At 72.6% G+C, this 21,970-nt stretch carries 19 protein-coding genes; 8 read left to right on the top strand and 11 right to left on the bottom strand.

The genetic code is table 11. From position 1 onward, the window contains the following. The 4 genes from PV342_RS23825 to PV342_RS23810 form a co-directional block, all read right to left on the bottom strand. Window positions 1-954 (bottom strand): carbohydrate ABC transporter permease, encoded by a 954-nt coding sequence (locus tag PV342_RS23825; RefSeq protein ID WP_400808121.1) that lies wholly within the window; start codon window positions 952-954, stop codon window positions 1-3. A 1-nt stretch (window position 955) separates the two neighbouring features. Beyond that, on the bottom strand, window positions 956-2,305 hold the full coding sequence (locus PV342_RS23820) for an ABC transporter substrate-binding protein (RefSeq protein ID WP_386991826.1): 1,350 nt from the start codon (window positions 2,303-2,305) through the stop codon (window positions 956-958). Between the two features lie 898 nt (window positions 2,306-3,203). Next, window positions 3,204-3,965, bottom strand: a complete 762-nt coding sequence (locus tag PV342_RS23815; RefSeq protein WP_361007003.1) for an SDR family oxidoreductase — start codon at window positions 3,963-3,965, stop codon at window positions 3,204-3,206. Further along, window positions 3,962-4,981, bottom strand: a complete 1,020-nt coding sequence (locus PV342_RS23810) for a zinc-dependent alcohol dehydrogenase (protein ID WP_500318636.1) — start codon at window positions 4,979-4,981, stop codon at window positions 3,962-3,964. The genes PV342_RS23815 and PV342_RS23810 overlap by 4 nt, the downstream gene beginning before the upstream one ends. 153 nt (window positions 4,982-5,134) lie before the next feature. Here PV342_RS23810 and PV342_RS23805 point away from each other — a divergent pair, with 153 nt between their 5' ends. The 3 genes from PV342_RS23805 to PV342_RS23795 all read left to right on the top strand — a co-directional run bounded on the left by PV342_RS23805 (window position 5,135) and on the right by PV342_RS23795 (window position 9,755). Beyond that, window positions 5,135-6,133, top strand: coding sequence for an aldo/keto reductase (locus PV342_RS23805; protein ID WP_400808245.1), 999 nt, complete (start codon window positions 5,135-5,137; stop codon window positions 6,131-6,133). 92 nt (window positions 6,134-6,225) lie between these two features. Next, entirely contained in the window at window positions 6,226-8,883 is a 2,658-nt protein-coding gene (locus PV342_RS23800; RefSeq protein WP_400808125.1) for a right-handed parallel beta-helix repeat-containing protein, read from the top strand. A 257-nt stretch (window positions 8,884-9,140) separates the two neighbouring features. Then, on the top strand, window positions 9,141-9,755 hold the full coding sequence (locus PV342_RS23795; protein ID WP_018558582.1) for a flavin reductase family protein: 615 nt from the start codon (window positions 9,141-9,143) through the stop codon (window positions 9,753-9,755). Between the two features lie 53 nt (window positions 9,756-9,808). Here PV342_RS23795 and PV342_RS23790 read toward each other — a convergent pair whose 3' ends face one another. After that, window positions 9,809-10,837, bottom strand: a complete 1,029-nt coding sequence (locus PV342_RS23790) for an aldo/keto reductase (RefSeq protein WP_018558581.1) — start codon at window positions 10,835-10,837, stop codon at window positions 9,809-9,811. Window positions 10,838-11,005: 168 nt separating this feature from the next. Here PV342_RS23790 and PV342_RS23785 point away from each other — a divergent pair, with 168 nt between their 5' ends. After that, window positions 11,006-11,569, top strand: a complete 564-nt coding sequence (locus tag PV342_RS23785; RefSeq protein WP_329189269.1) for a TetR/AcrR family transcriptional regulator — start codon at window positions 11,006-11,008, stop codon at window positions 11,567-11,569. A gap of 7 nt (window positions 11,570-11,576) precedes the next feature. Here the strand turns inward: PV342_RS23785 and PV342_RS23780 are convergent, their stop codons facing one another. The 4 genes from PV342_RS23780 to PV342_RS23765 form a co-directional block, all read right to left on the bottom strand. After that, window positions 11,577-12,251, bottom strand: coding sequence for a response regulator (locus PV342_RS23780; RefSeq protein ID WP_400808132.1), 675 nt, complete (start codon window positions 12,249-12,251; stop codon window positions 11,577-11,579). Continuing rightward, entirely contained in the window at window positions 12,239-13,411 is a 1,173-nt protein-coding gene (locus PV342_RS23775; protein WP_400808134.1) for a sensor histidine kinase, read from the bottom strand. Before PV342_RS23775 ends, PV342_RS23780 begins: the two co-directional genes overlap by 13 nt. A 395-nt stretch (window positions 13,412-13,806) precedes the next feature. Continuing rightward, window positions 13,807-14,646: an oxidoreductase gene (locus tag PV342_RS23770; protein WP_500318635.1), complete on the bottom strand. Its 840-nt coding sequence runs from the start codon at window positions 14,644-14,646 to the stop codon at window positions 13,807-13,809. 169 nt (window positions 14,647-14,815) lie between these two features. Next, window positions 14,816-15,484: a TVP38/TMEM64 family protein gene (locus PV342_RS23765; RefSeq protein WP_400808139.1), complete on the bottom strand. Its 669-nt coding sequence runs from the start codon at window positions 15,482-15,484 to the stop codon at window positions 14,816-14,818. A 55-nt stretch (window positions 15,485-15,539) separates the two neighbouring features. Here PV342_RS23765 and PV342_RS23760 point away from each other — a divergent pair, with 55 nt between their 5' ends. From PV342_RS23760 to PV342_RS23745, 4 genes are all read left to right on the top strand, one after another. Beyond that, window positions 15,540-16,247: a DNA alkylation repair protein gene (locus PV342_RS23760; protein ID WP_500318634.1), complete on the top strand. Its 708-nt coding sequence runs from the start codon at window positions 15,540-15,542 to the stop codon at window positions 16,245-16,247. After that, window positions 16,244-16,891 (top strand): class I SAM-dependent methyltransferase, encoded by a 648-nt coding sequence (locus tag PV342_RS23755; RefSeq protein ID WP_500318633.1) that lies wholly within the window; start codon window positions 16,244-16,246, stop codon window positions 16,889-16,891. The genes PV342_RS23760 and PV342_RS23755 overlap by 4 nt, the downstream gene beginning before the upstream one ends. A 497-nt stretch (window positions 16,892-17,388) precedes the next feature. Further along, window positions 17,389-18,561 (top strand): elongation factor Tu, encoded by a 1,173-nt coding sequence (gene tuf, locus PV342_RS23750; RefSeq protein ID WP_386991844.1) that lies wholly within the window; start codon window positions 17,389-17,391, stop codon window positions 18,559-18,561. 155 nt (window positions 18,562-18,716) lie between these two features. Then, window positions 18,717-19,571: a spermidine synthase gene (locus PV342_RS23745; protein ID WP_400808146.1), complete on the top strand. Its 855-nt coding sequence runs from the start codon at window positions 18,717-18,719 to the stop codon at window positions 19,569-19,571. Here PV342_RS23745 and PV342_RS23740 read toward each other — a convergent pair. Then, window positions 19,511-20,845 carry an MFS transporter gene (locus tag PV342_RS23740; RefSeq protein WP_400808149.1) on the bottom strand — a complete coding sequence of 445 codons (1,335 nt, stop codon included), beginning with the start codon at window positions 20,843-20,845 and terminating at the stop codon, window positions 19,511-19,513. The two genes, PV342_RS23745 and PV342_RS23740, sit on opposite strands and share 61 nt — an antisense overlap. 102 nt (window positions 20,846-20,947) lie before the next feature. Then, a complete protein-coding gene (locus PV342_RS23735) occupies window positions 20,948-21,913 on the bottom strand; it encodes a DUF8017 domain-containing protein (RefSeq protein ID WP_400808150.1) in 966 nt (321 codons plus the stop codon). Window positions 21,914-21,970: the final 57 nt, after the last annotated feature.

Below are 21,970 nucleotides of genomic sequence, written 5' to 3'. Positions count from 1 at the left end.
TCATTCCTTCTCGAAGAGGCCGCCGCGGGTCACGAACACCCAGGACAGCAGGAGTGCGACGACCAGCAGGATCAGCGAGATCGCGGCCGCGCCGTTGAAGTCGTTCTGCTGGAAGGCGTACTGGTAGGCCAGCTGGTTGAGCGAGTAGTCGTTGGGCACCACCGCGTTGCTCGCCTGGCTGAGCAACTGAGGCTCGACGAACAGCTGGGTGCCGGCCGCGAGCGACATGACGCCCATGTACGCCACCCACTTGCGCAGCATCGGGAGCTGGATCCGAAACGCGATCTGGACGGCGTTCGCACCGTCGATGCGGGCGGCCTCGATCACTTCGGTGCTGATGTTGTTGAGCGCGCCGTACATGATGAGGATCCACCCGCCGGCCCCGGTCCAGAACGCGATGATCGCGAAGATCACCGGAAGGTGCCCGGGTTGGATCACCTGCACGAAGCTGTCGAACCCCATCGCCCCGAGCAGACCGCTGACCGGGCTCGCCGTCGGATCGAGGACGAAGAGCCACAACAGGACGCTGGACGCGCCCGCGAGCGCGCCGGGCAGGTAGTAGACGAAGCGCAGCGTCGTGCTCAACCACCGCACACTGACGGCGTGGACCACCAGCGCCAGACCGACGACGAAGACGAGCAGCCCGAGGAGCCAGATGACGAGATAGACGGTCACGTGGGACACGGCCGGCCAGAACCGGAAGTCGCCGACGACCTTGGTGAAGTTGTCGAAGCCCGCGAATCCGCCGTTCGCGTCGGTGAAGGCCAGCAGCACCGCGTAGAGCGAGGGGACGATCCCGAAGGCGAGGGTGAGCAACGCGTAGGGCGAGACGAAGAGATAGCCGATCGGAGTGCGGGCGAACGCGCGGCCGGGCGGCCGGCCGCCGCCCCGGCCCGACCGCCGGCGCCCGGAGGCGTCGACGGCCGGCCCACCACTCGGAGGAGCGAGGGTCATGTCACTTCACCTGGTATCCGTTGACCTTGGCCTGGTTCTCGATCGCCGTCTGCCAGTCCGGAAGCAGGTCCACGATCGACTTGCCGCCCGTGACCCCCGGGGTGATCGTCTTCGCCCAGATCGCCTCCTGGCTGAACGTGGGGTAGCCCCAGCCGTCCCAGACCTGCGACGCCGCGGTCACCACCGGCTCCAGCGGGGTGGCGTAGTACTTGCTCGCCTCCTGCTTGGCGACCCACTTCTGCGCGGCGGGCGCGTACGCCGGGTAACCCGGTGCGACGTCGACCTGGTACTCGTCGGCCGTGGTGGCGAACTCGACGAACTTCTCGGCGGCCTTGAGGTTCTTCGAGTGGCTGGAGATGAACCAGGTTCCGCCACCCACGTTGCCCGTCGCGGCCTGGCTCTCGCCCTTCCACGGCAGCGGCGCGGCGACGCCGAGCTGCCCGGCCTTCACATTGAGCGACTGCGGGTTGTTGAAGATCGCGCCGGCGTACCAGGCAGGACCCGGCATCATGAGCACCTTGCCCGTGTACTTCTTCAGGAACTCGGGAGTGAACACGCTGACCACCGGCACCGTCCCGTTGCCGCGGAGGGTGTCGAGCATCGAGGCCGCCCGCTTGCACTCGGTCGAGTCCGTCTTCACGGTGACGGACTTGGGGCCGGTCACGTCATTGGCCTGGCACTTGCTCCCCCACATGAACACCTCGGGCGTCCAGGCGTCCCCGGCCGTCCCGACGATGTAGCCGGGGTGCTCCTTGGCGACCTTCTCCCCGAGGGCCTGGTACTCCTCCCACGTGGTGGGGAGGGCGTAGCCGAACTGCTCCAGCAGGGACTTGTCGTACCAGAGCACCGCCTGCGCGAGGTCGTTGCGCAGGCAGTACACGCGGCCCTCCACCGTGCACGGGTTGAGCGAGCCCGCGGTGAAGTTGCCGAGCGTCTCCTTCGGGACCAGGCCCTTGTCCAGCACGGCCGCGAACGCCTGCTTGCCGGCGCTCTTCTGGCTGGCCCATGACGCGTCGTTGTTCTGGCTGGAGAAGACGACGTCGGGCCAGCCGTCACCGGCGCGGTCGAAGAGCTGCATCTTCGTCCGGAAGGAGTTGGACCCGTTCGCCGAGCCGTCATAGGTGACGACCTTGATCTTGGTGTCCGGGTTGGCCGTCTGGAACGCCTTCGCGGCGGCCTGTCTGTCCGCGTCCACCCAGACGGTGATCGTCGAGGAGGCCTCCTGCTTGGCCTCGGGAAAGCCGTACGACCCGTTCGCCGAGCTGCCTTGGCCGCCGCAACCGGCGAGCGTCAGCAGCGCCGTTGCGGCGCATATCACGGCGATGGTCGACGCCTTACGGCGCGAACGCATCACAGTATGAATTCCGGCCATGGGATGTCCTTGTCTTGTCGACTTCTTTGACGACTCCGCGCGAGGACTGTAGAGCATACGTATGATGTTTGTCACGAGCTGGAGCCGCATCATCTTGAGCAGTTGCCGTCGGGTGCCTGGTGATTCGGGGTCTTGAAGCCGGACGAGGTCCGGGAGGAACCGCTGCCGCCGCGCCGCGGGTGCTTCCGCCGGCGCGGTTCAACTCGGCTGAATCATGCGGTGATCGAGTGCCCGGCAAGGGCGGGCGGCCAAAGGCGTACTCCTGCCGGGCGATACCGGCTCCGACTTCCCGCCCCGGGATCGGGACCGGGTCCGTGCGTCCTCCGCCGATGGCGCGATCGGCGGCCGGAGGGGGAGTTGCACGTCACGTCCGGTTGCGCGCCGAGCCGCGAGAGGGAGGGGAACGTACCGGGCCGGCGCCCCCTCGGTGAACCGCCGCGCACGACCGAGTGCTTCGGCCTCGACCGCGGTGTCTTCCCCCGCGCCGGCACCGCGCCCATGCCGACCGCGACGACCATGTCCCGCAAGGTCAAGGGTCCTTGACGGAGCCGGAAGCGGTCCGGGAGCGCCTGTGGAACGAGCGGGTGGTGCGCCGGCACCGTGCCCTCCGATGCCGTCGACGACCGCCGACCGAGGGGGTCGGCGCCGGCGCCTCCCACCCGCACCGGCTCATGCCGCGCAGGCGCAGGCCCACGGCACCGTCGCCGCCCGCGCACCGGTCGAGGCGCGGGCGTCGGCCACCTCCGTGAGGTCGCCGACGCCGGCGGCGCGGAAGAGCCCCGCCGTCACCCCGAGGGGCGGCGCGTGCCCGTGCGTCAGCCTTCCCGCACCGCCCCCCGCAGGAGCGGTGCCACCACCGTCGGGGGCCGGAGAACCCTCAACGGCCTAGCCAGCCGCCGTCGACCGGCACGATCGTCCCGGAGACATAGCGCGCGGCGTCCGACGCCAGGAACACAGCGGCGCCCGCGATGTCCTCCGCCGTTCCCCACCGCCCCGCCGGAATGCGCTCGAGGATGGCGCGGGACCGGTCGGGGTCGTCCTGGAGCGCCTGCGTGTTGTCCGTCGCGATGTAGCCCGGGGCGATGCCGTTGACGGTCACGCCGTGTCCGGCCCATTCGTTCGACAGCGCCCGGACCAGTCCCGCCACGCCGGACTTGGCTGCCGCGTAGCCCGGCACGTTGATCCCGCCCTGGAACGAGAGCAGGGAGGCGGTGAAGACGACGCGCCCGTACCGCGCGTCCAGCATCCGCCGCCCGAGGGCCTGGCTGAGCACGAACGCGCTCGTGAGATCGACTTCGAGCACCTCGTCGAACCATTCCAGGGGGTGCTCGGCGGCGGGAGCGCGGCGGATGGTCCCGGCGTTGTTGACCAGGATGTCCACCGGGCGGTCACCGGCGGCGAGTTCCTCGCCGAACCGGGTCACCTGCCGCCGGTCCGCGAAGTCGACGCGGTGTCCGGAGAACTCACGGCCGAGCCCGCGCACGCGGTCGCCGATCGCCGACGACGCCGGATCGAGGGTGGCGGAGACCCCGACGATGTCGGCACCGGCGGCGGCCAGAGCCTCGGCGACGGCGAACCCGATTCCACGCTTGGCCCCCGTCACGACGGCGAGGCGCCCGGTCAGGTCGAACGGGTTCATGACGCGCTCACCTCGACGAGCAGCTTCATCGCCTGCCCGGCCTCCAGGACGCCGAAGGCCGATGCGACCTCACTCAGGGGCACGATGCCCGTGATGAGCTTCCCGGCCGGGATGGCGCCCTCGGCCAGGAGCTCGACGGCGCGCTCGAAGTCGTGGCGCTGGTAGACCCGCGCACCGAGCAACCTCAGCTCCCGCCAGAACACGCGGTGCAGGTCGATGGGTCGCGGTTGCGAGTGGATGGCCACCACCACGAGCGTGCCGCGGACCTTGGCCAAGCCGGTGGCGGCGAGCACGGCGGCGGCCGAGCCGGAGACCTCGAACACGACGTCCGCTCCGGCGCCGTCCGTCCACTCGTTCACCCAGGCGACCTGATCGACCGACGAGGGGTCCAGCGTCGTCAGCCCCATCTCCTCGGCGGCGGCCCGTCGGTTCGGGTCGATCTCGGCGATCACGACCTCGGCACCGGCCGCGGCGGCGACGCTCGCTATCAGAACGCCGATCGGGCCCGCACCGATGACGACGGCCTTGTCGCCCGCGGCGAGTTCGGAACGACGTACGTCATGGACCGCCACCGCGACGGGCTCCACCAGCGCGGCGTCCCGCAGGGAGATCTCGGGGGGCAGCCGCACGAGTGTCGACGCCGGTACGTTCCAGTACTCCTGGAGGGCTCCGGGGCTGTCGATGCCGATGAAGTCCAGGTTCTGGCAGATGTGCTCGTTCCCCGCGCGGCAGGCCGGGCACGTGCCGTCCCAGGCCAGCGGCATGACGGTCACCGCGTCACCCACCGACCAGCCCTCCACGCCGGCGCCGAGGGCGACGATCGTGCCCGACATCTCGTGCCCGATCGTCGCCGGCCTGCTGACCCGGCCGTCCATGTCCCCGTGGAAGACATGGAGGTCCGTGCCGCAGATCCCGACGTACGCCACGGCGACCCGGACCTCCCCCGCCCGCGGCTCAGCCGGTTTCCGCTCCTCGACCGTCATCGTGCGTGCGCCCACGTAACTCGCCGCCAACATACCGATCGGCCCCTCCTCGCTCTGTCGCGGGCCGCGCCGGCCCACAGCCCTGCGCACCCTAGCAGGAAACATCATACGTATGCTGTCGCCGCTATAGTCGGCCCCGTGACCAGCAAGCCGCCATCGCGCGACCACACATCCACGAAGCAGACGCTGCCGACCCGGGCCTTGCGAACCGGGCACCGGCTCACGGAACTGGGCCTGGGCGCGGCCCAGTTCGGCAACCTGTTCATCGAGACGACCGACGACGAGGCGCGTCACGCCGTCGGAGCCGCGGCCGAGGAGGGGATCCGCTACTTCGACACCGCGCCGCACTACGGCCTCGGGCTCTCCGAACGCCGCCTGGGGGACGCCCTGCACGGGACCGCTCGGCAGGGCGCCGTCATCTCCTCGAAGGCCGGCCGCCTGCTCGTGGACAGCCCGGAGACGGCTCACCGGCTCGACGACGACGGGTTCGTCGTGCCGGCGGCGAAGAGACGGGTCTGGGACTTCAGCCGCGACGGGGTCCTTCGTTCCGTCGAGGAGTCGCTGGCGAGGCTCGGGACGGACCGGCTCGACATCGCGTATCTGCACGACCCGGACGACCACTGGGGGCCGGCGTCGTCGAGCGGGATCGCCGCTCTGGCCGAGCTGCGGGACCAGGGTGTCGTGGGTGCCATCGGCGTCGGCATGAACCAGGCCGCGATGCCGGCCGAGTTCGTGAGGAGGACCGACGTCGACGTGGTGATGGTCGCCGGGCGGTTCACCCTTCTCGACCAGTCCGCGCTGGACGATCTGCTGCCCGTCGCCGGCGCCCGCGGCGTCGGCGTCGTCGCCGCGGCGGTGTACAACTCCGGACTGCTGAGCAGTGCGGCCGTGGACGGCTCGGCGCCCTACGACTACGGGGTGGCGCCGCGGGCCGTCGTCGAACGTGCCGCCCGCATCGCCGCGGTCTGCGAGCGGCACGGCGTGGAGCTTCCCGCGGCCGCCGTCCAGTACCCGTTGCGCCATCCCGCGGTCGTCTCGGTGGTGACGGGGATGCGCACTCGGGAACACGTGCGAAGCAACGTCGCGCGGTACCGGGCGGTGATCCCGGAGGCGCTGTGGGAGGAGCTGCATGTCACCGGGCTCGTCCCCGACCCGGTCCGGACAAGTCGCTTCTCCAGGACCTGAGGTTAAACATCATACGTATCTTGTAACAAACATTATACGTATGCTAACTCTGTGGCGGGCATCAACGCCCCCATCACAGGAAGCGATCGAACATGACATCGACGTCAGACTCGACACGCTCGGTGAGCAGACGATGGAGACGGCGGACGGGCACCCTCGCGGTCCTCGGCGCCTGCGCCGTCATCGCATCGGCGCTCATTCCTCTCCAGGCTCAAGCCGCGCCCCGGGCCGAGTACTTCGCGGCGCCGGACGGCAAGGACGCCGGGCACTGCAGTCAGTCGCAGCCGTGCTCGCTGGAGCGGGCGCAGCATGTCGTCCGCCCCGCCGTCAAGCACGGTGACGTGGTCGTCCACCTCGCCGACGGCACCTACCGGCTCTCCGAGCCCCTGCGGTTCGGACCCGGTGACGACGGCGGCGACCACACGGTCCACTGGACCGCCGCACCCGGCGCCCATCCCGTCGTCACCGGTGCCTCGAAGGTCTCCGGCTGGTCCAAGTCCGAGGCGGGGTCCGGCATCTGGGAGGCGGACACCCCCAGCGGCCTCGACACCCGCCAGCTCTATGTGAACGGCGTGATCGCCCCTCGCGCCGCCATCCGCCTGGCCAACGCGGACGTCACTCCCACCGCGACCGGTCTCACGATCAAGAACCCGGCCCTGAGCTATCTCGCCACGCTCCCCGACCAGGGGCGCATCGAGTTCGAGTCCCTCGGCGACTTCACCAACCGCTACTCGCCGGTGCAGAGCATCAGCGCCACCGAGATCACGATGGCGCAGCCGGCCTGGGACAACAACACGTGGGGCTGGGACACCGTCCAGAACTCGTTCCTGGCCGGTCCGAGCTGGTACCTCGACAACTCACTGAGCTTCCTGACCCAGGTCGGCCAGTGGTACATATCCCCGGACGCCGGGAAGCTCTACTACAAGCCGGCGGACGGGGTCGACCCCAACCAGCTCGACATCGAGCTGCCCCGCCTGGAGACGCTGGTCAGCATCGGCGGGACGTACGACGAGCCGGTGACCGGTCTCGCCTTCGAGGGCATCCAGTTCTCCGGGACCTCCTGGCTCGGCCCCTCGACCGACGGGTACGCGGACCAGCAGAACGGCCTGTTCATCAAGGGCGCCTACGACTACCGCCCCGCCGACGCCTTCACCAACTGCTCGCGCGGCTGCGAGATGTTCGAGCGAGCGCGCACCAGCTGGTACCAGGAGCCCGCCGCCGTGCAGGTCTCCGCCGCGAGCCGCGTCTCGTTCACCGGCAACACGTTCACCAACCTCGGCCAGTCGGCGCTGGGCATCGGCAACGACGCCAACGCCGCGGCGACCGGCGTCGGGCTGGGCGCGAGCGACATCGACGTGGTCGGGAACCGGTTCATGGAGAACAGCGGGCACGGCGTCGCGGTCGGCGGCGTACTGCCCGACGCGCACCACCCCAGCGACCCGAGGATGACCAACCGGGACATCCTGATCGAGAACAACACGATCAACCGCGTGGCGGTGGACTACAAGGACAACAGCGGGATCCTCAGCACCTACGTCACGGGCGCCCGCATCCTGCACAACGAGGTCTCCAACGTCCCCTACGACGGCATCGACACCGGCTACGGCTGGGGCATCAACGACGCCGGGGGATCGAACGACTACGTGGACCGCGGCTACTACAAGTGGAACACGCAGTACACGACGCCGACGACGCTCAAGGACAACCGGGTCGAGGGCAACCTCGTGCACAACACCAAGGCCCGCTTCGCCGACGGCGGATCGGTCTACAACCTCTCCGCGAGCCCCGGAACCGTCGTCTCCAGGAACTACCTGTTCAACATCTCGGGAGTCGGCCTCTACCTCGACGAGGGCACGCGCTCCACGACGTACGAGAACAACGTGGTCCAGGGCGGTTCCTTCCTCTTCACCAACGCGTACAGCCTCCGCAACAACACCAGTGACAACGTCATCCAGAACAACTGGTACAACTCGGGCGGAGCCTCGACGCCGAACGCCGCGGCGCACAACAACCAGCTGATCAACAACGTGAAGGTCGCCGGTGCCGGTTGGCCCGCGGGCGCACGGGACGTGATCTGCCAGGCGGGTGTCGCGCCGCAGTACCGCACGTCGCTCAACGCGAACCAGTTCGGCTTCAGCGGGTGCCCGGCCGGCGGACCGGTCGCACCGGGCCTGCGCACCGCGGGGGGCTCGGCCGTCAGCTCATACTTCGGTCAGAGCGGCAAGGCGTTCGGGATCGCGGCGGCCGGCGCCGACGTGTGGGGTGCCGGCGGTCAGCGCGACGACCAGTTCGGCTCGATCTACCGGTCCGGCTCGTTCAAGGCCGACTCCAGCGTGTCCACCCGGGTCGTGTCGGTCAACGACGCCAACGCCTGGGCCAAGTCCGGGGTCATGGTCCGCAACGACATGACCAAGGCGGGGCAGTCGGCCGGGTACGCCGTCGTCGCGGTGACCGCCCGCAACGGCGTCGTGTTCGAGTGGGACGCCAACGGCGACGGTTACCTGGACACCGACGCCCGCGCCGCCGTCGACGTCTACCGCCCGATCTGGGTGAAGCTCACCCGGTCGGGCACCGCGTTCAGCGCCTCGTACTCCTACGACGGCGCCAACTACGTCCCGATCGGTCAGCCCGTGACGCTGGCCTCGGCCGCGGCGACGCAGGACGCGGGCATCTTCTCCACGTCCCACGACACCACCCAGTCGGCGATCAACCAGTTCGACTCGGCCTCCTTCCAGGCCGCAACGATGTAGCAGCGGCCGCGAGCCGTGCGGGGTGGGCTTGCGCCCGCCCCGCACGGCCTTCCGGCCCGGTGCGGTGGGCCGCATGCGGCCGAAGTCGCGACCTGCGCCCCCGAAGCGTTCGTGACGGCGGGTCGGCCGAGGACGCAGTTCCCTCGCGGGGGCGCCCGGCCGCGGCGGATCCGCTCATCGGCGGCTCCCGCGGCGCGTGCTCGCATCGGATGGTGCCACGACAGCGGCCGCACCCGCCGAGGGGGATACTGGGCGCCATGCGTATCGACTTCGATCCCGAGGCCATGGGCCGGACCCCGTTCTACAAGCTCCTGACCTCGGTGGTCGTCCCGCGCCCCATCGCGTGGGTCTCGACGCTCAGCGAGTCGGGGACGGCCAATCTCGCACCGCACTCCTTCTTCACCGTCGCCTGCGTCAGCCCGCCGGTCGTGCAGTTCACCTCGGTAGGGCGGAAGGACTCGCTGCGCAACATCGAGGAGACCCGGCAGTTCGTGGTCAACCTCGCGCCCGAGCACCTCTTCGAGCAGATCAACGCCACCGGCACCGACTTCCCGCGCGGCGTCAGCGAGTTCGACGCGGTCGGCATCGCCCGTGAGCCCAGCCGCGCGGTCAAGCCGCCCCGCGTCGCCGCCTCGCCCGTCGCCCTGGAGTGCGAGCTCCACAGCACGGTCACCCTCGGCGACTCGACCGTGGTCTTCGGCCGTGTCGTCCACGCCGCGGTCTCCGAGGCCGCGATGGTCGAGGGCCACCCCGACGTCCGCAGGCTCCGCCCGCTGGCCCGCCTCGGCAAGGACGAATGGGGCACGACCGGCGAGGTCCTGGAGATCTCCCGCATCCGCTACGCCGACTGGCCCGGCGTCACCCAGGGCTGACCGGCGCACCGGCCGGCCGGCCGTACGGGCCGGCCGGGCCGGAACGGCGGGCGTCAGGCGCGGTGCCGGCGGCGGAGGGACGGGTCGAGCAGGGCCGGCGGCGTGTCGAACTTCTCGTGCGGCGCGAGATCGAGGCCGGGGGCGACGATCGCGTCGATCGCGTCCAGCACGTCGGCGGTGAGGACCGTGTCCGCGGCGGCGAGGTGCGCCCGCAGGTGGTCCGGGGTGCGGGGGCCGATGATCGCGGCGGTCACGGCGGGGTGCGCCGTCACGAAGCCCAGAGCGAGCTGGATCATGGTCAGGCCGGCCTCGGCGGCGACGGCGGCCAGCCGTTCCACGGCGTCGAGCCGGGCCCGGTTGGCGGGGAGCGCGGTGTCGAAGCGTTCCGGCATGAACGCGGAGCGGCTGGTGGTGATCTCCCTACCCTCGCGGATCGCGCCGGACAGCCAGCCCGAGGCCAGGGGGCTCCACGCCAGCACGCCGAGGCCGTACTCCTCGGTCACCGGCAGCACATGGGTCTCGGCACCGCGCTGCAGGATGGAGTAGCCGGGCTGCTCGGTGACGTACCGGCCCAGGTGGTGCTCGCGGGCGGCCCACTGCGCCTGCACGATCCGGTACGCGGGGAAGGTGGAGGAGCCGAAGTAGCGGATCTTGCCCGCGCGTTGCAGGTCGGTCAGGGCCGACAGGGTCTCCTCGTCGCCGGTCGCCGGGTCCCACCGGTGGATCTGGTAGAGGTCGACGTGGTCGACGCCGAGCCGGCGCAGGCTGCCCTCCAGGGCCGTGACCAGCCAGCGGCGCGAACCGCCGCGGTGGTTGAGCCCGTCGCCCATCGGCATGGCGGCCTTCGTCGCCAGCACGACGTCGTCGCGGCGGCCGGCGAGGGCCTTGCCGACCATCTCCTCCGACTCCCCGGCGCCGTACATGTCGGCGGTGTCGATGACGTTGATCCCGGCCTCGAGGGCGGCGTCGACGAGGGCGGTCGCCTCGTCCTGGGTGGTGCGCCCGATGCTGCCGAAGTTCATGGCGCCGAGCGCGAGGGAGCCGACCTGTACGCCGGTGCGGCCGAGGGTGCGGTACTGCATGACGGTGTTCTCCCTTGCGGGTGGGGTGTGGTGGCACTGCGCGGCACAAGCGCGCGACTTGGTCCCGGGGCGTGCGCCCTGGCATCATGAGGAAGCGGAACCTTGTTCCGTTAACGATACGGAACGCGGTTCCGTTTAGCAAGGGCGGATCGTGGAAGGAGCGGCAACGTGGTGGAGCGGTCCAGGCGGGCGGACGCCCGGCGCAACGAGGAGAGCCTGCTCGAGGCCGCCGCGGCGGCCTTCGTCGCGTCGGGAGTGGAGGCCCCGGTGCGCGACATCGCGGCCCGCGCGGGCGTCGGGACGGGCACGATCTACCGCCACTTCCCGACCCGGGCGGATCTGATCATCGCCGTCTACCGGCACCAGGTCGACGCCTGCGCCGAGGCCGGCCCCGCCCTGCTGGCGGGCGGCGCGACCCCGCACACCGCGCTGGCGCGGTGGATCGACCTCTTCGTCGACTTCCTGGTGACCAAGCACGGGCTCGCCGCCGCGCTGCAGTCCGACAACACCGGCTTCGAGACGCTGCACGCCTACTTCCTCGACCGCCTCCTGCCCGTGTGCGCCGAACTGCTGGACGCCGCCGCGGCTGCCGGGGAGATCCGCTCCGACGTGGAGGCGTACGCGCTCATGCGCGGCGTCGGGAACCTCTGCATCGGCGCGGACAGCGATCCCCGCTACGACGCGCGCCGCCTGGTCGGCCTCCTCGTCGCGGGCCTGCGCCAGGCGGACTGAGCCGCTGTCAGACCAGGCCCGCCCGGTACACCACCAGGGCGATCTGGACCCGGTTGTTCAGGTCGAGCTTGGTGAGGATGTGCGAGACGTGCGCCTTCACCGTGGGGACGCTCATGTAGAGCGACGCCGAGATCTCGGCGTTGGTCCTGCCCAGCGCCACCGCGAGCGCCACCTCCCGCTCCCGGTCCCCCAGGAGGCCCAGCAGCCGCTCCGCCCCGCCCCGCTCGTCGGGGCGCGCCCCGGCGTCGTCGCCGGCGGCCGTGACGGCCCCGATGAGCTGCTTGACGGCGGCCGGTGAGAGGACCGGTTCGCCCGCCACGACGTTCCGCACCGCGGCGACGATCTGGGCGGGGGGCGTGTGCTTGAGGACGTAGCCCGCCGCCCCGGCCCGCAACGCCTCCAGGACGTAGCCGTCCGTGGTGAACGTGGTCAGGATCAGCACCTCGGGCGGCCGCGGCCCGCGCCGCAGTTCGGCGGTGGCCGCCAGACCGTCCATCCGCGGCATCCGGATGTCCATCAGGACGATGTCGGGCCGGTGCGCTTCGACCAGCGGCAGGACCTCCGTACCGTCCGCCGCCTCGGCGACCACCTCGATGTCCTCCGCCCCGGACAGCATCATGCGCAGGCCGGAGCGCACCAGCGGGTCGTCGTCGACGATCAGTACGCGGGTCACCGGGTCCATGGCAGCCAGATCTCCAGGGAGAAGCCGGTGGCGGTGCGGGTACGGCGCATGCTGCCGCCGGCCAGGGCCGCCCTTTCGTTCATCCCGACGAGGCCCTGGCCCGCGGCGCCGGGGCGCTCGGGGTGGTCCTGGCGCACCGGGTTGCGGGCGGTGATCGTGAGCCCCGCACGGGCCCCGCCGGTCAGGGACAGCCGCAGCGGGCCGTCCGGCGCGTGCTTGCGGTGGTTGGTCAGGGCCTCCTGCAGGATGCGGTACGCGGCCCGGCTCGTGGCGGGGTCCATGGTCGTCAGGTCCTCCGTGTCGCGGTGCACCTCCACGGTGGCGCCCGCCGCGCGCGACTCCTCGACCAGCCGGTCCAAGTCGGCCACGGCCGGCTGCGGGGGTTCGGCGTGCGCGTTGACCGTGGGGGTGCGCAGCACCCGCAGCACGTCCTGGAGGTCCTCAAGGGCCTGGCCCGCGCTCTGCCGGATCACCCCCGCCGCCTCGGCGACCTGGTCCGCGGACGCGGTGGGATGGAACTCCAGCGCCCCCGCGTGCACGCTGAGCAGCGTCAGCCGGTGGGCCAGCACGTCGTGCATCTCCCGGGCGATCTCCTCCCGGGCGTGCTGCCGCGCCCGCTCCGCCCGCAGGTCCGCCTCCCGCTCCGCCCGCTCCGCCCGCTCCCGCACCCCGGCCACGTACAGGCCCCAGCCGACGGCGCCGCCCACGAACGCCACGGCGGACACGGCCGTGGCCGAGAGGAGCGGCCCGGAGTACGAGGTGAACACGAGCTGCGCCGGCACCGGCAGCAGTGCCACGCCGGTGACCTGGACGGTGGTGCGCGGCGGACAGGTGGCGGCCACGGTGAACAGCGCCACCAGCAGGGGGACGACCACGGGCCAGACAAGTGCCGAGGCCACGAGGGCCAAGGCCAGCGCGACCGGGTGACGCCGGCGCCAGAACAGGGCCGCGCACGCCAGCAGCGGGATCAGGGACGCCCGGAGCGGCCAGACCGGCGGCAGCAGTGACAGGACGTAGGCGCCGCTGGAGAACCGCGGGTACACCTGCAGGCCGGTCTGCTGGACCCGGATGACGAAGAGCGTCAGCCCCGCGGCCGCGGCGACCACGCCCGCGTCCGCGACCCGCGGATGCCCCTGCAGGGCCCGTCTCACCTCGATCACGCACGCAACCGTAAGCGCCCCTCCCGGCCCGCGACAAAAAACACGGGCCACCTCGGAGGACTTCTATACCAAAGTATAGGGAGGCCGGGCGCGCATCGTTCTTCGGAACGGGAAATCCCGCTGCCGCCGCCGAATTCGGGAATTCACCGTGCCTTTCATCCGCGCCGGATCTCCGACGGCCGGGGATCCGCGGCTCCGTCACGGACGCCAGGTGCGGAGATATACCGCGCTCACCTTCGGCGGCGGGCCCCGGCGCGCACCGCACCGAAACTGCCGGACATTCTCGTGGAAAAGAAGGCCCTCGTCGACGCCACGTTCTTTGTCCGGCGAAAGGCCGGCGGCCGGCGCGGGAAAGCCGTGAAATTGCCCGAGGTGCCGGCCGGCGGTTCGGCGGGTCAGGCGTCGGCGGGGAAGTCGGTGGACGCCGTCACGTCGGCCCACGCGGCCAGGTCGCCGGTCAGTCGCCGCTGCCCCTGCTCGACCAGGCGCAGGGCGTCGGTGCCGAGAACGAGGTGGAGCGGCGGGTCGTCGGACTCCAGGACCCGGAGCACGGCGCGGGCGGCGCGGGCCGGGTCACCGGTCTGCTTGCCGCTCTTGGCACGGCGGGCGGCGCGGATCGGCTCGAAGAGGGCGTCGTAGTCGGGGACGGTGCGCGGCGCGCGGACCATCGAGCGGCCGGCCCAGTCGGTACGGAACGAGCCGAGCGCCAGGGAGGTGACGTGGATGCCGAAGCCCGCGACCTCCTGGGCCAAGGACGCGGCGACGCCCTCCATGGCGAACTTGCTCGCCCCGTAGAAGGCGACGCCGGGCAGTGCGGTCAGGCCCGCCATGGACGACACCGAGAAGATGTGGCCGCCGCGGCGCCGGCGCATGTGGGGCAGCACGGCCTTGATGACCGCGACGCTGCCGAAGACGTTGACGTCGAACTGGTGCCGCAGGTCGTCCATGGAGGACTCCTCGACGGTCCCCTCCAGGCCGTAGCCGGCGTTGCTGATCAGCACCTCGATGGGGCCGATGTTCCGCTCGGCCTCGTCGACCACCGAGACGACGGCGTCCTCGTCGGTGACGTCCAGGACCCTGCCGGTGGCGCGGCCGGGGGCGAGGGCCTCGAACCCGGCGACCTGGTCCGGCCTGCGGACGGTGCCGATCACCCGGTGCCCGGCGCCCAGCGCCTCCTGGGCGAAGGCGCGGCCCAGGCCGCTGCCGACGGCGGTGATGAAGAACGTCCGGTGCACAGCGCAACTCCTCGGCGACGACGGATGTGCGGGGATCCGTCCGGCCGGGTGCCGGCCCGCGCCGGAGTGCCCCGCGCCGGAGTCCGCGTGCCGATCATGGGCCGGGGGGCGGCACCGGTGCCACGACCGGCTCCCTCCCTGCTGGGAGGCGGAGCCTCCCAGCCCGGGGTCACCGCCTGCGGCGGGTGCGGGCGGCGACGACGACGGCGGCGAGGCCGGTGACCGCGATGAAGCCCATCGCGACGAGGAAGACCGGTGACGTCGGCGTCGCGGCGCGGCTGCCGGCGATGACGTAGGCCCCCGTGTTCGGCACGCTGCCCAGCGCCGTGGCCAGCAGGAAGGGCGCGAGGCGCATCCGCGAGAGCGAGGCGCTGTAGTTGGCCGCCGCGAAGGGCACGCCGGGGAAGAGCCGCATCGCCAGCATCGTGCGGAAGCCGTGCACGCTGAGCTGGCGGTCCGCGGCGAGCAGCACCCGTCCTCGCAGCAGCGGACGCAGCGCGTCCCGCCCGAGGATGCGGCCCAGCACGAAGGCGAGACCGGCGCCGAGCACCGTGCCGGCGAGGGCCGCCGGCAGTCCCGCCTGGGCGCCGAAGAGCGCCCCGGCGCCGACGTTGAGCAGCGGGCGCGGCACGAAGGCGAGGGCGCAGAGCCCGTAGCCCGCGGCGAAGAGCACCACGGCGGCGGCGCCCGTGAGTTGGGCGGGCCAGCCGTGCGCGAGCAGCCGCTGCGGCTCCCAGACGAGCACCGAGGCGGCAGCCCCGGACAGGAGGACGACCAGCAGCGCCAGCCGGGCCCACGACGCCGGGCGCGGGCGCGAGAGGGTGGTGACCTCGGACATCCCGCGAGCCTAGCGGAGGAGATGTCGCTCCGGTGCCGCCGCGTACCGTAGGGCCATGGCCCCTGACGCCCCGGTCGTGCCGGACAGCGCCCTCGCGGACCTCGTGCTGCCGCGTCTGACCTCGGCGTACGGCGCCGCCGCCGATCCGGAGCGGGCGGCCTCGGCGGCGGCGTACATGCGGGACGCGTTCCCGTTCCTCGGCATCCCCACGCTCGCCAGGCGTACCCTGTCCCGCGCCGTGCTCACCGGCACACCGCGGCCCGACGAGGCCGACTGCACGGCCGTCGGCCTGCGTTGCTGGGCGCTCCCCGAACGGGAGTACCGCTACTTCGCCGTCGACTACCTGCGCCGCCACGTGGGTCGCTGCTCCTCGGACTTCCTCGCCACGGCCCGGCACCTGATCACGACGGAACCGTGGTGGGACACCGTCGACCTGCTCGCCGCGCACGTCGTCGGACGGCTCGTCGCCGCCGACCCCGCCCTGGTGGGCGCGATGGACGAGTGGATCGAGGACGAGGACCTCTGGCTCGCCCGCACCGCGCTGCTGCACCAGTTGACGTACAAGGCGGACACCGATCCCGGGCGGCTGTTCCGCTACTGCCTGCGGCAGGCGGACCACCGGGACTTCTTCGTCCGCAAGGCGATCGGCTGGGCCCTGCGCGAGTACGCCCGCACCGATCCCGGCGCCGTTCGGGCGTTCCTCGCCGAGGCGGGGGAGCGGCTGTCACCGCTGTCGGTGCGGGAGGCGGGCAAGCACCTGTGAACGAGACCGGCGGGCGCGGCCGTCTGCGCCGCAGCTACGACACCGTGGCCGAGGAGTACCGGGAGCGCGTCGGCGGCGAGCTGGCCCACAAGCCCCTGGACCGGGCCCTGCTGGCCGCCCTCGCCGAACAGGCCGCGGACGGCGCGCCGGTGGCGGACCTGGGCTGCGGCCCCGGCCACGTCACCGTGTGGCTCGCAGCGCGCGGGGTGCGGGCCGTCGGGATCGACCTGTCGCCGGGGATGGTCGCGCTCGCCCGCCGCGAGCACCCCGGGGCGGACTTCCGCGAGGGCGACCTGCTGCGTCTCCCCGCGGCGGACGGCGAGTTCGGGGCGGTCGCCGCCCTGTACTCGGTGATCCACCTGACGCCGGGTGAACTGGGCGCCGCCTTCGGCGAGATGCGGCGCGTGCTGCGGCCCTCCGGCCGGGCGCTGGTGGCCTTCCACACCGGGGAGGAGACCCGGCGGGTGACGCAGTGGTGGGGGCACGAGGTCGACGTCGACTTCCACTTCCACGACGCCGCGACGGTCTCCGGGGCGCTGACCGGGGCCGGGTTCGAGATCGAGGCGAGGATGGAGCGGGCCCCGTACCCGCAGGAGGCGCAGACCCGGCGCGTCTACGTCCTCGCCCGCGCCGGCGGGGCATGAAGCGGGCCTTTTCGCCGGCCTTCTCCCGCAGCGCGACGTCCCATGGGTCGCCCTGCGCCCAGGGCGCCCGGGCGTCCCCGAGCAGGGCGTCGGCGAACCCGCCGAAGACCACCGGGCCGGTCTTCGCCTCGTCGTCCTCCATGGGCCCGATGCCGTAGGGCGGGCCCGACTCGCCCTCGGCCGGCGCCGGGTGGCACCGGAGCATCGCGGACGCGCGGTTCACCGGGCCGGAGCACGTCCCGCCGGAAAATCGTTCGACCAGCGGCTGTGGTGTGCCCGATCATCGACGGCATGTTCCGGTACGCCCTCAGCGCAGATACGTCCGCAGTCGCGGACGCGCTGCGGGCTGCCCCGGCACCGGCTTTCTCGGCCGACGCGTTCGACGGCGCCCGAATCTGACCCTTCCCGGACAGTCCGGCGGACCCCGCAGGGGGAGGGTCGGCGCGGTCCAGGGGTCCCGCACGCAAGGCGATGAATCGACTTACCGAGGAAGCAGCATGCCCAAGCAGGCGTATGTGCGCACCAAGCCGCACCTCAACATCGGGACCATGGGTCACGTCGACCACGGCAAGACCACGCTGACCGCCGCCATCACCAAGGTGCTCAGCGCCCGCGGCTCCGCCGCGTTCGTGCCGTTCGACCGGATCGACAAGGCCCCGGAGGAGGCCGCGCGCGGGATCACGATCACCATCGCGCACGTCGAGTACGAGACGGACACCCGGCACTACGCGCACGTCGACATGCCGGGACACGCCGACTACGTGAAGAACATGATCACCGGCGCGGCCCAGCTCGACGGGGCGATCCTCGTCGTCTCGGCCCTCGACGGCGTCATGCCGCAGACCGCGGAGCACGTGCTGCTGGCCCGCCAGGTCGGCGTCGAGCACATCGTCGTGGCGCTCAACAAGGCCGACGCCGGCGACCCCGAGCTCATCGACCTGGTCGAACTAGAGGTGCGCGAGCTGCTGTCCGCCCAGGGCTACCCGGGCGAGACGCTGCCGGTCGTACGGGTGTCGGGGCTGCGGGCGCTGGAGGGCGACCCGCGGTGGACGGCGGCGATCGAGGCGCTGCTCGACGCGGTCGACACCCATGTGCCGATGCCCCACCGCTACACCGACGCCCCGTTCCTGCTGCCGGTCGAGAACGTGCTGACCATCACCGGGCGCGGCACGGTCGTCACCGGCGCCGTGGAGCGGGGCACGATCCGGGTCGGCGACCGCGTGGAGGTGCTCGGCGCGGACACGGCGAGCGTGGTGACCGGTGTGGAGACCTTCGGCAAGCCGATGGAGGAGGCCCAGGCCGGTGACAACGTGGCGCTGCTGCTGCGCGGCGTGGCCCGGGACACCGTCCGCCGGGGCCACGTGGTGGCCGCGCCGGGCAGCGTCACGCCGAGCCGCCGCTTCCGGGCCCGGGTCTACCTGCTGCCGGCCGCCGAGGGCGGGCGGCGCACCGGGATCGCCAGCGGGTACCGGCCGCAGTTCTACGTCCGCACCGCCGACGTCGTCGGCGACGTGGACCTGGGCGGGGCGGGGGCGGCCCTGCCGGGGGCGACCGTCGAGATGACGGTCGAGCTGGGCCGGGCGGTGCCGCTGGAGCCGGGGCTCGGCTTCGCGATCCGCGAGGGCGGCCGCACCGTCGGCGCGGGCACGGTGACGGCGCTCGCCGAGTGAGCCGGGCCCGCTGAGCAGCGCTCGCTGAGCCGGGCCCGCTGAGCAGCGCTCGCTGAGCCGGGCCCGCTGAGCCGGGCCCGCTGAGCCGGGCCGCCCGAGCGCGGGGGTCCGGGGTTCCGCCCCCGGACCCCCGCGTGTGCTGGGAGAATCACCGCGTGGAGGACGACGGACGCATACCCGTGACCCAGGACGTGGACTTCGGCGCGGCCAGGCTGCTGCCCGACGTGGACCGGCCCGCGGGCTGGCTGCTCACGGTCGACGGGGCCCCGCAGTCGTACGTGGACCTCGACGACCCCACCCACCTGGAGTTCGAGTACGTCCGGCGGCTCGCGTACGTGCTGGACGAGGCCGCGCCCGAGGGCGCGCCGCTGGACGTCGTCCACCTGGGCGGCGGCGCTCTGACGCTGCCCCGCTACACCGCCGCCACCCGGCCCGGTTCGCGGCAGCGGGTCGTGGAGGCCGACCGGGCGCTGGCGGCGCTGGTGGCCGTGCGGCTCCCGCTCGGGCGCGGCGGGGACGGCGTGGCGATCACGACGGACGACGCCCGCGCCTGGCTGGAGGGCGCCCCGGACGCGTCGGCGGACGCCGTCGTGGCGGACGTCTTCGGCGGTTCCCGGGTGCCGGCGCACCTGACCTCGTACGAGTTCGTCGCCGAGGCGGCCCGTGTCCTGCGCCCCGGCGGGCTGTACCTGGCGAACCTCGCGGACTCGGCGCCCTTCGACTTCCTGCGGCCGCAGATCGCGGGCCTGCGCGAGCTGTTCGGCGAGGTGTGCCTGATCGCCGAGCCCGGGGTGCTGCGCGGCCGCCGCTTCGGCAACGCCGTGCTCGCCGCGAGCCGCGCCCCGCTGCCCGTGGACCGGATCGCCCGGCGCACCGCGTCGGACGTCTTCCCCGCACGGGTGGTGGACGGCGACGCACTGGAGGTGTTCGGACGGGGTGCGCGGCCGGTCTACGACAGGGACGCGGTGCCCTCGCCGATCCCGCCCGACGGCTCCTTCGGCGTCGGCTGACCGCCCTGGGCGACCGTCCGGCCGCCCCCGGTGTCGTCCACGCGCCGCAGCCGCCGCACCTCGGGCACGGTGAGCACCGCGCCGGTCAGCAGCACCGTCAGTCCCGCGCAGCCCCACAGCGCCCCGTACAGGCCGAAGGCGTCCGCGGCCGGGCCGGCCAGGGCCGTGCCGATCGGCATCATGGAGACCGAGCCGAACCAGTCGTAGGCCGCGACGCGGGAGAGCTTGTCCTCGGGGATCTCCTGGTGCAGCGCCATCATCCAGGCCACGCCGAACACCTCGATCGACATGCCCGCCACCAGCATCGCGCAGGCCAGCAGCGGCACCGGGACCGCCAGGGCCAGCGCGGCGGCGGGCAGCGAGAACGGGAAGACGCAGAGCACCCCGGCGAGCAGGATGCGGCGCGGCCGCCAGCGGAGCATCAGCAGCCCGCCCAGCAGGTTCCCGGCGCCGAAGGCGGCCAGGGCGGCGCCCCACGGCCCGGCTCCGCCGAGGTGCTCGCGGGCGACGAGCGGCCCGTACACCGCGTCGGCGGCCGTGAACACGGCGTTGACCACGGAGAACTGCACCACGATGCCCCACAGCCAGCGCCGTGAGGCGAACTCCCGCCAGCCGTCGCGCAGATCGCCCAGCAGACCGCCGCCGCGGTGTTCCGCCCGGTCGCGCAGCGCCGCCGGGGACACCCGCAGCAGGGAACGCAGTCCCGCCGCCACCGCGAAGCACGCCGCGTCCACCGCCAGCACCCAGCCGGGTCCCGCGAGGGCGACCAGGGCTCCGGCGAGCGCGGCACCGCCGACGTTCGCCCCGTTGACGCCGAGCCGGAACACCGCGAACGCGCGGGCCGCGTGAGTGGAGTCGACGGTCGACAGCAGCATGCCCTCGTTGGCGGGGGCGAAGAAGGCCTGCCCGGTGCCGCCGAGTGCGGAGAGCACCGCCATGTGCCAGATCTCGGCCCGTCCGGTCAGCACCAGGACCGCGAACAGCCCCTGTGAGACGGTGTTGAGGCAGTTGGCCGCGACCATGACCCGGTGCCGCGGCAGCCGGTCCGCGACCGCGCCGCCGATGAGCAGGAAGACGACCAGCGGCACCGTCCGCGCGGCGGCCACCACTCCGATCTCCGTGCCGCCGCCGCCCGCCTGCAGCACGGCGAACGCCGACGCGACGACGGCGCCCGAGGCGCCGAGCCCGGTCACGAAGGCGGCGGCGGCGAGGAGCCGGAAGTTGCGGCCGGCCCAGTCCGGGAAGTGCGGCCGGTGCGAGATGTTGCGTTTCACCCGGGGACTATCGTCGCTCGCCCGGTCCTTGGCAAACCGGTTTCCGGCCGGTGACCGGGGCGGGCCCGGGCCGGGGCCGCGGCCCCGGCCGGAGCGGGGGCCTCAGCCGACCAGCCGGACGCTGTCGCGGATTCTCGCCACCGTCGCGGCGTCGGTCGCGCCCGCGTAGCCGCTGTCCACGAGCAGCACCCAGGAACGGACCTCCTTGTCCTTGCCGAGGAAGGTGAAGCTGTACGAGGTGCCGTCGGCCGCGCACTTCCCCTTCATCCCGGTCGCGCGCGTGGAGGCGATCCAGCCGTGCAGGCCCTGGGCGTTGGTGTAGGCGCGCGGCGCGGACTCGGTGAGCTTGGTGCCGCCCTCCTTCTTGTACTTGCCGTACGCCCAGTTGTAGGCCTCGTTGACTGCCTCGGTCTTCAGGCTCTTGGCGCCCTTGCCGCCCTTGACGCCGGCCAGTCCGCGTTCGTCGGTGCCGCACCACTTCTCGTCGAGGACGGCCGCGCCGCCGGTGACCACCCGGTTGCCGTCCCACTCGTAGCCGATGAGCAGGCCCGGTGCCTTGGCCGTCCAGTCCTTGGGGAGGTCGTAGGCGACGCCCATGTCACTGCGCACGACGGTCTGCCAGCCGGGCACCACGGGCTTGATCGTGTCCTCGCCCGGGTTCCCGCGGGCGTCGTCGGGGCCGGGGCCCTCCTCGCTCACGGTGGCGGACGGCGTGGGGGTGGTGGATGCCGGCGCGCTCGACGAGGCGACCGGCGAGCCGCCGGTGGACGGGCCGGCCTGCGGGTCCCCGTCGTCCCCGGTGAGTTTCACGGCGACCAGCGCGCCGGCGGCGACCACCGCGACCGCCGCCACCACCGACACCGCGACGACCGCGCCCCGCCGGCCCCCGGGCGGCTTCGGCGGCCCGCCCGGCCCGGGCGGCGGCCCCCACGTCTGCGGAGGCTGCTGGTAGGCGGGGTGCTGCTGCGGCTGGTACGGGGAGGGCTGCTGATGCCCCCACGGGGGCTGGTTCTGCGGGGGCTGCTGCGGGTACTGCGGTCCCCCCGGTTCCTGCTGTCCTGGCCACATGGCTCGAAACACTAGGGGCTGAGCCGCCGAGGTTCCACGGAAGCGTTGATTACTTGC

It is taken from the genome of Streptomyces sp. PA03-3a, assembly GCF_033792735.1.
GTDB lineage: Bacteria > Actinomycetota > Actinomycetes > Streptomycetales > Streptomycetaceae > Actinacidiphila.
The sequence above is the reverse complement of the archived record's forward strand: the minus strand, read 5'-3'. Positions and strand labels throughout refer to the sequence as shown.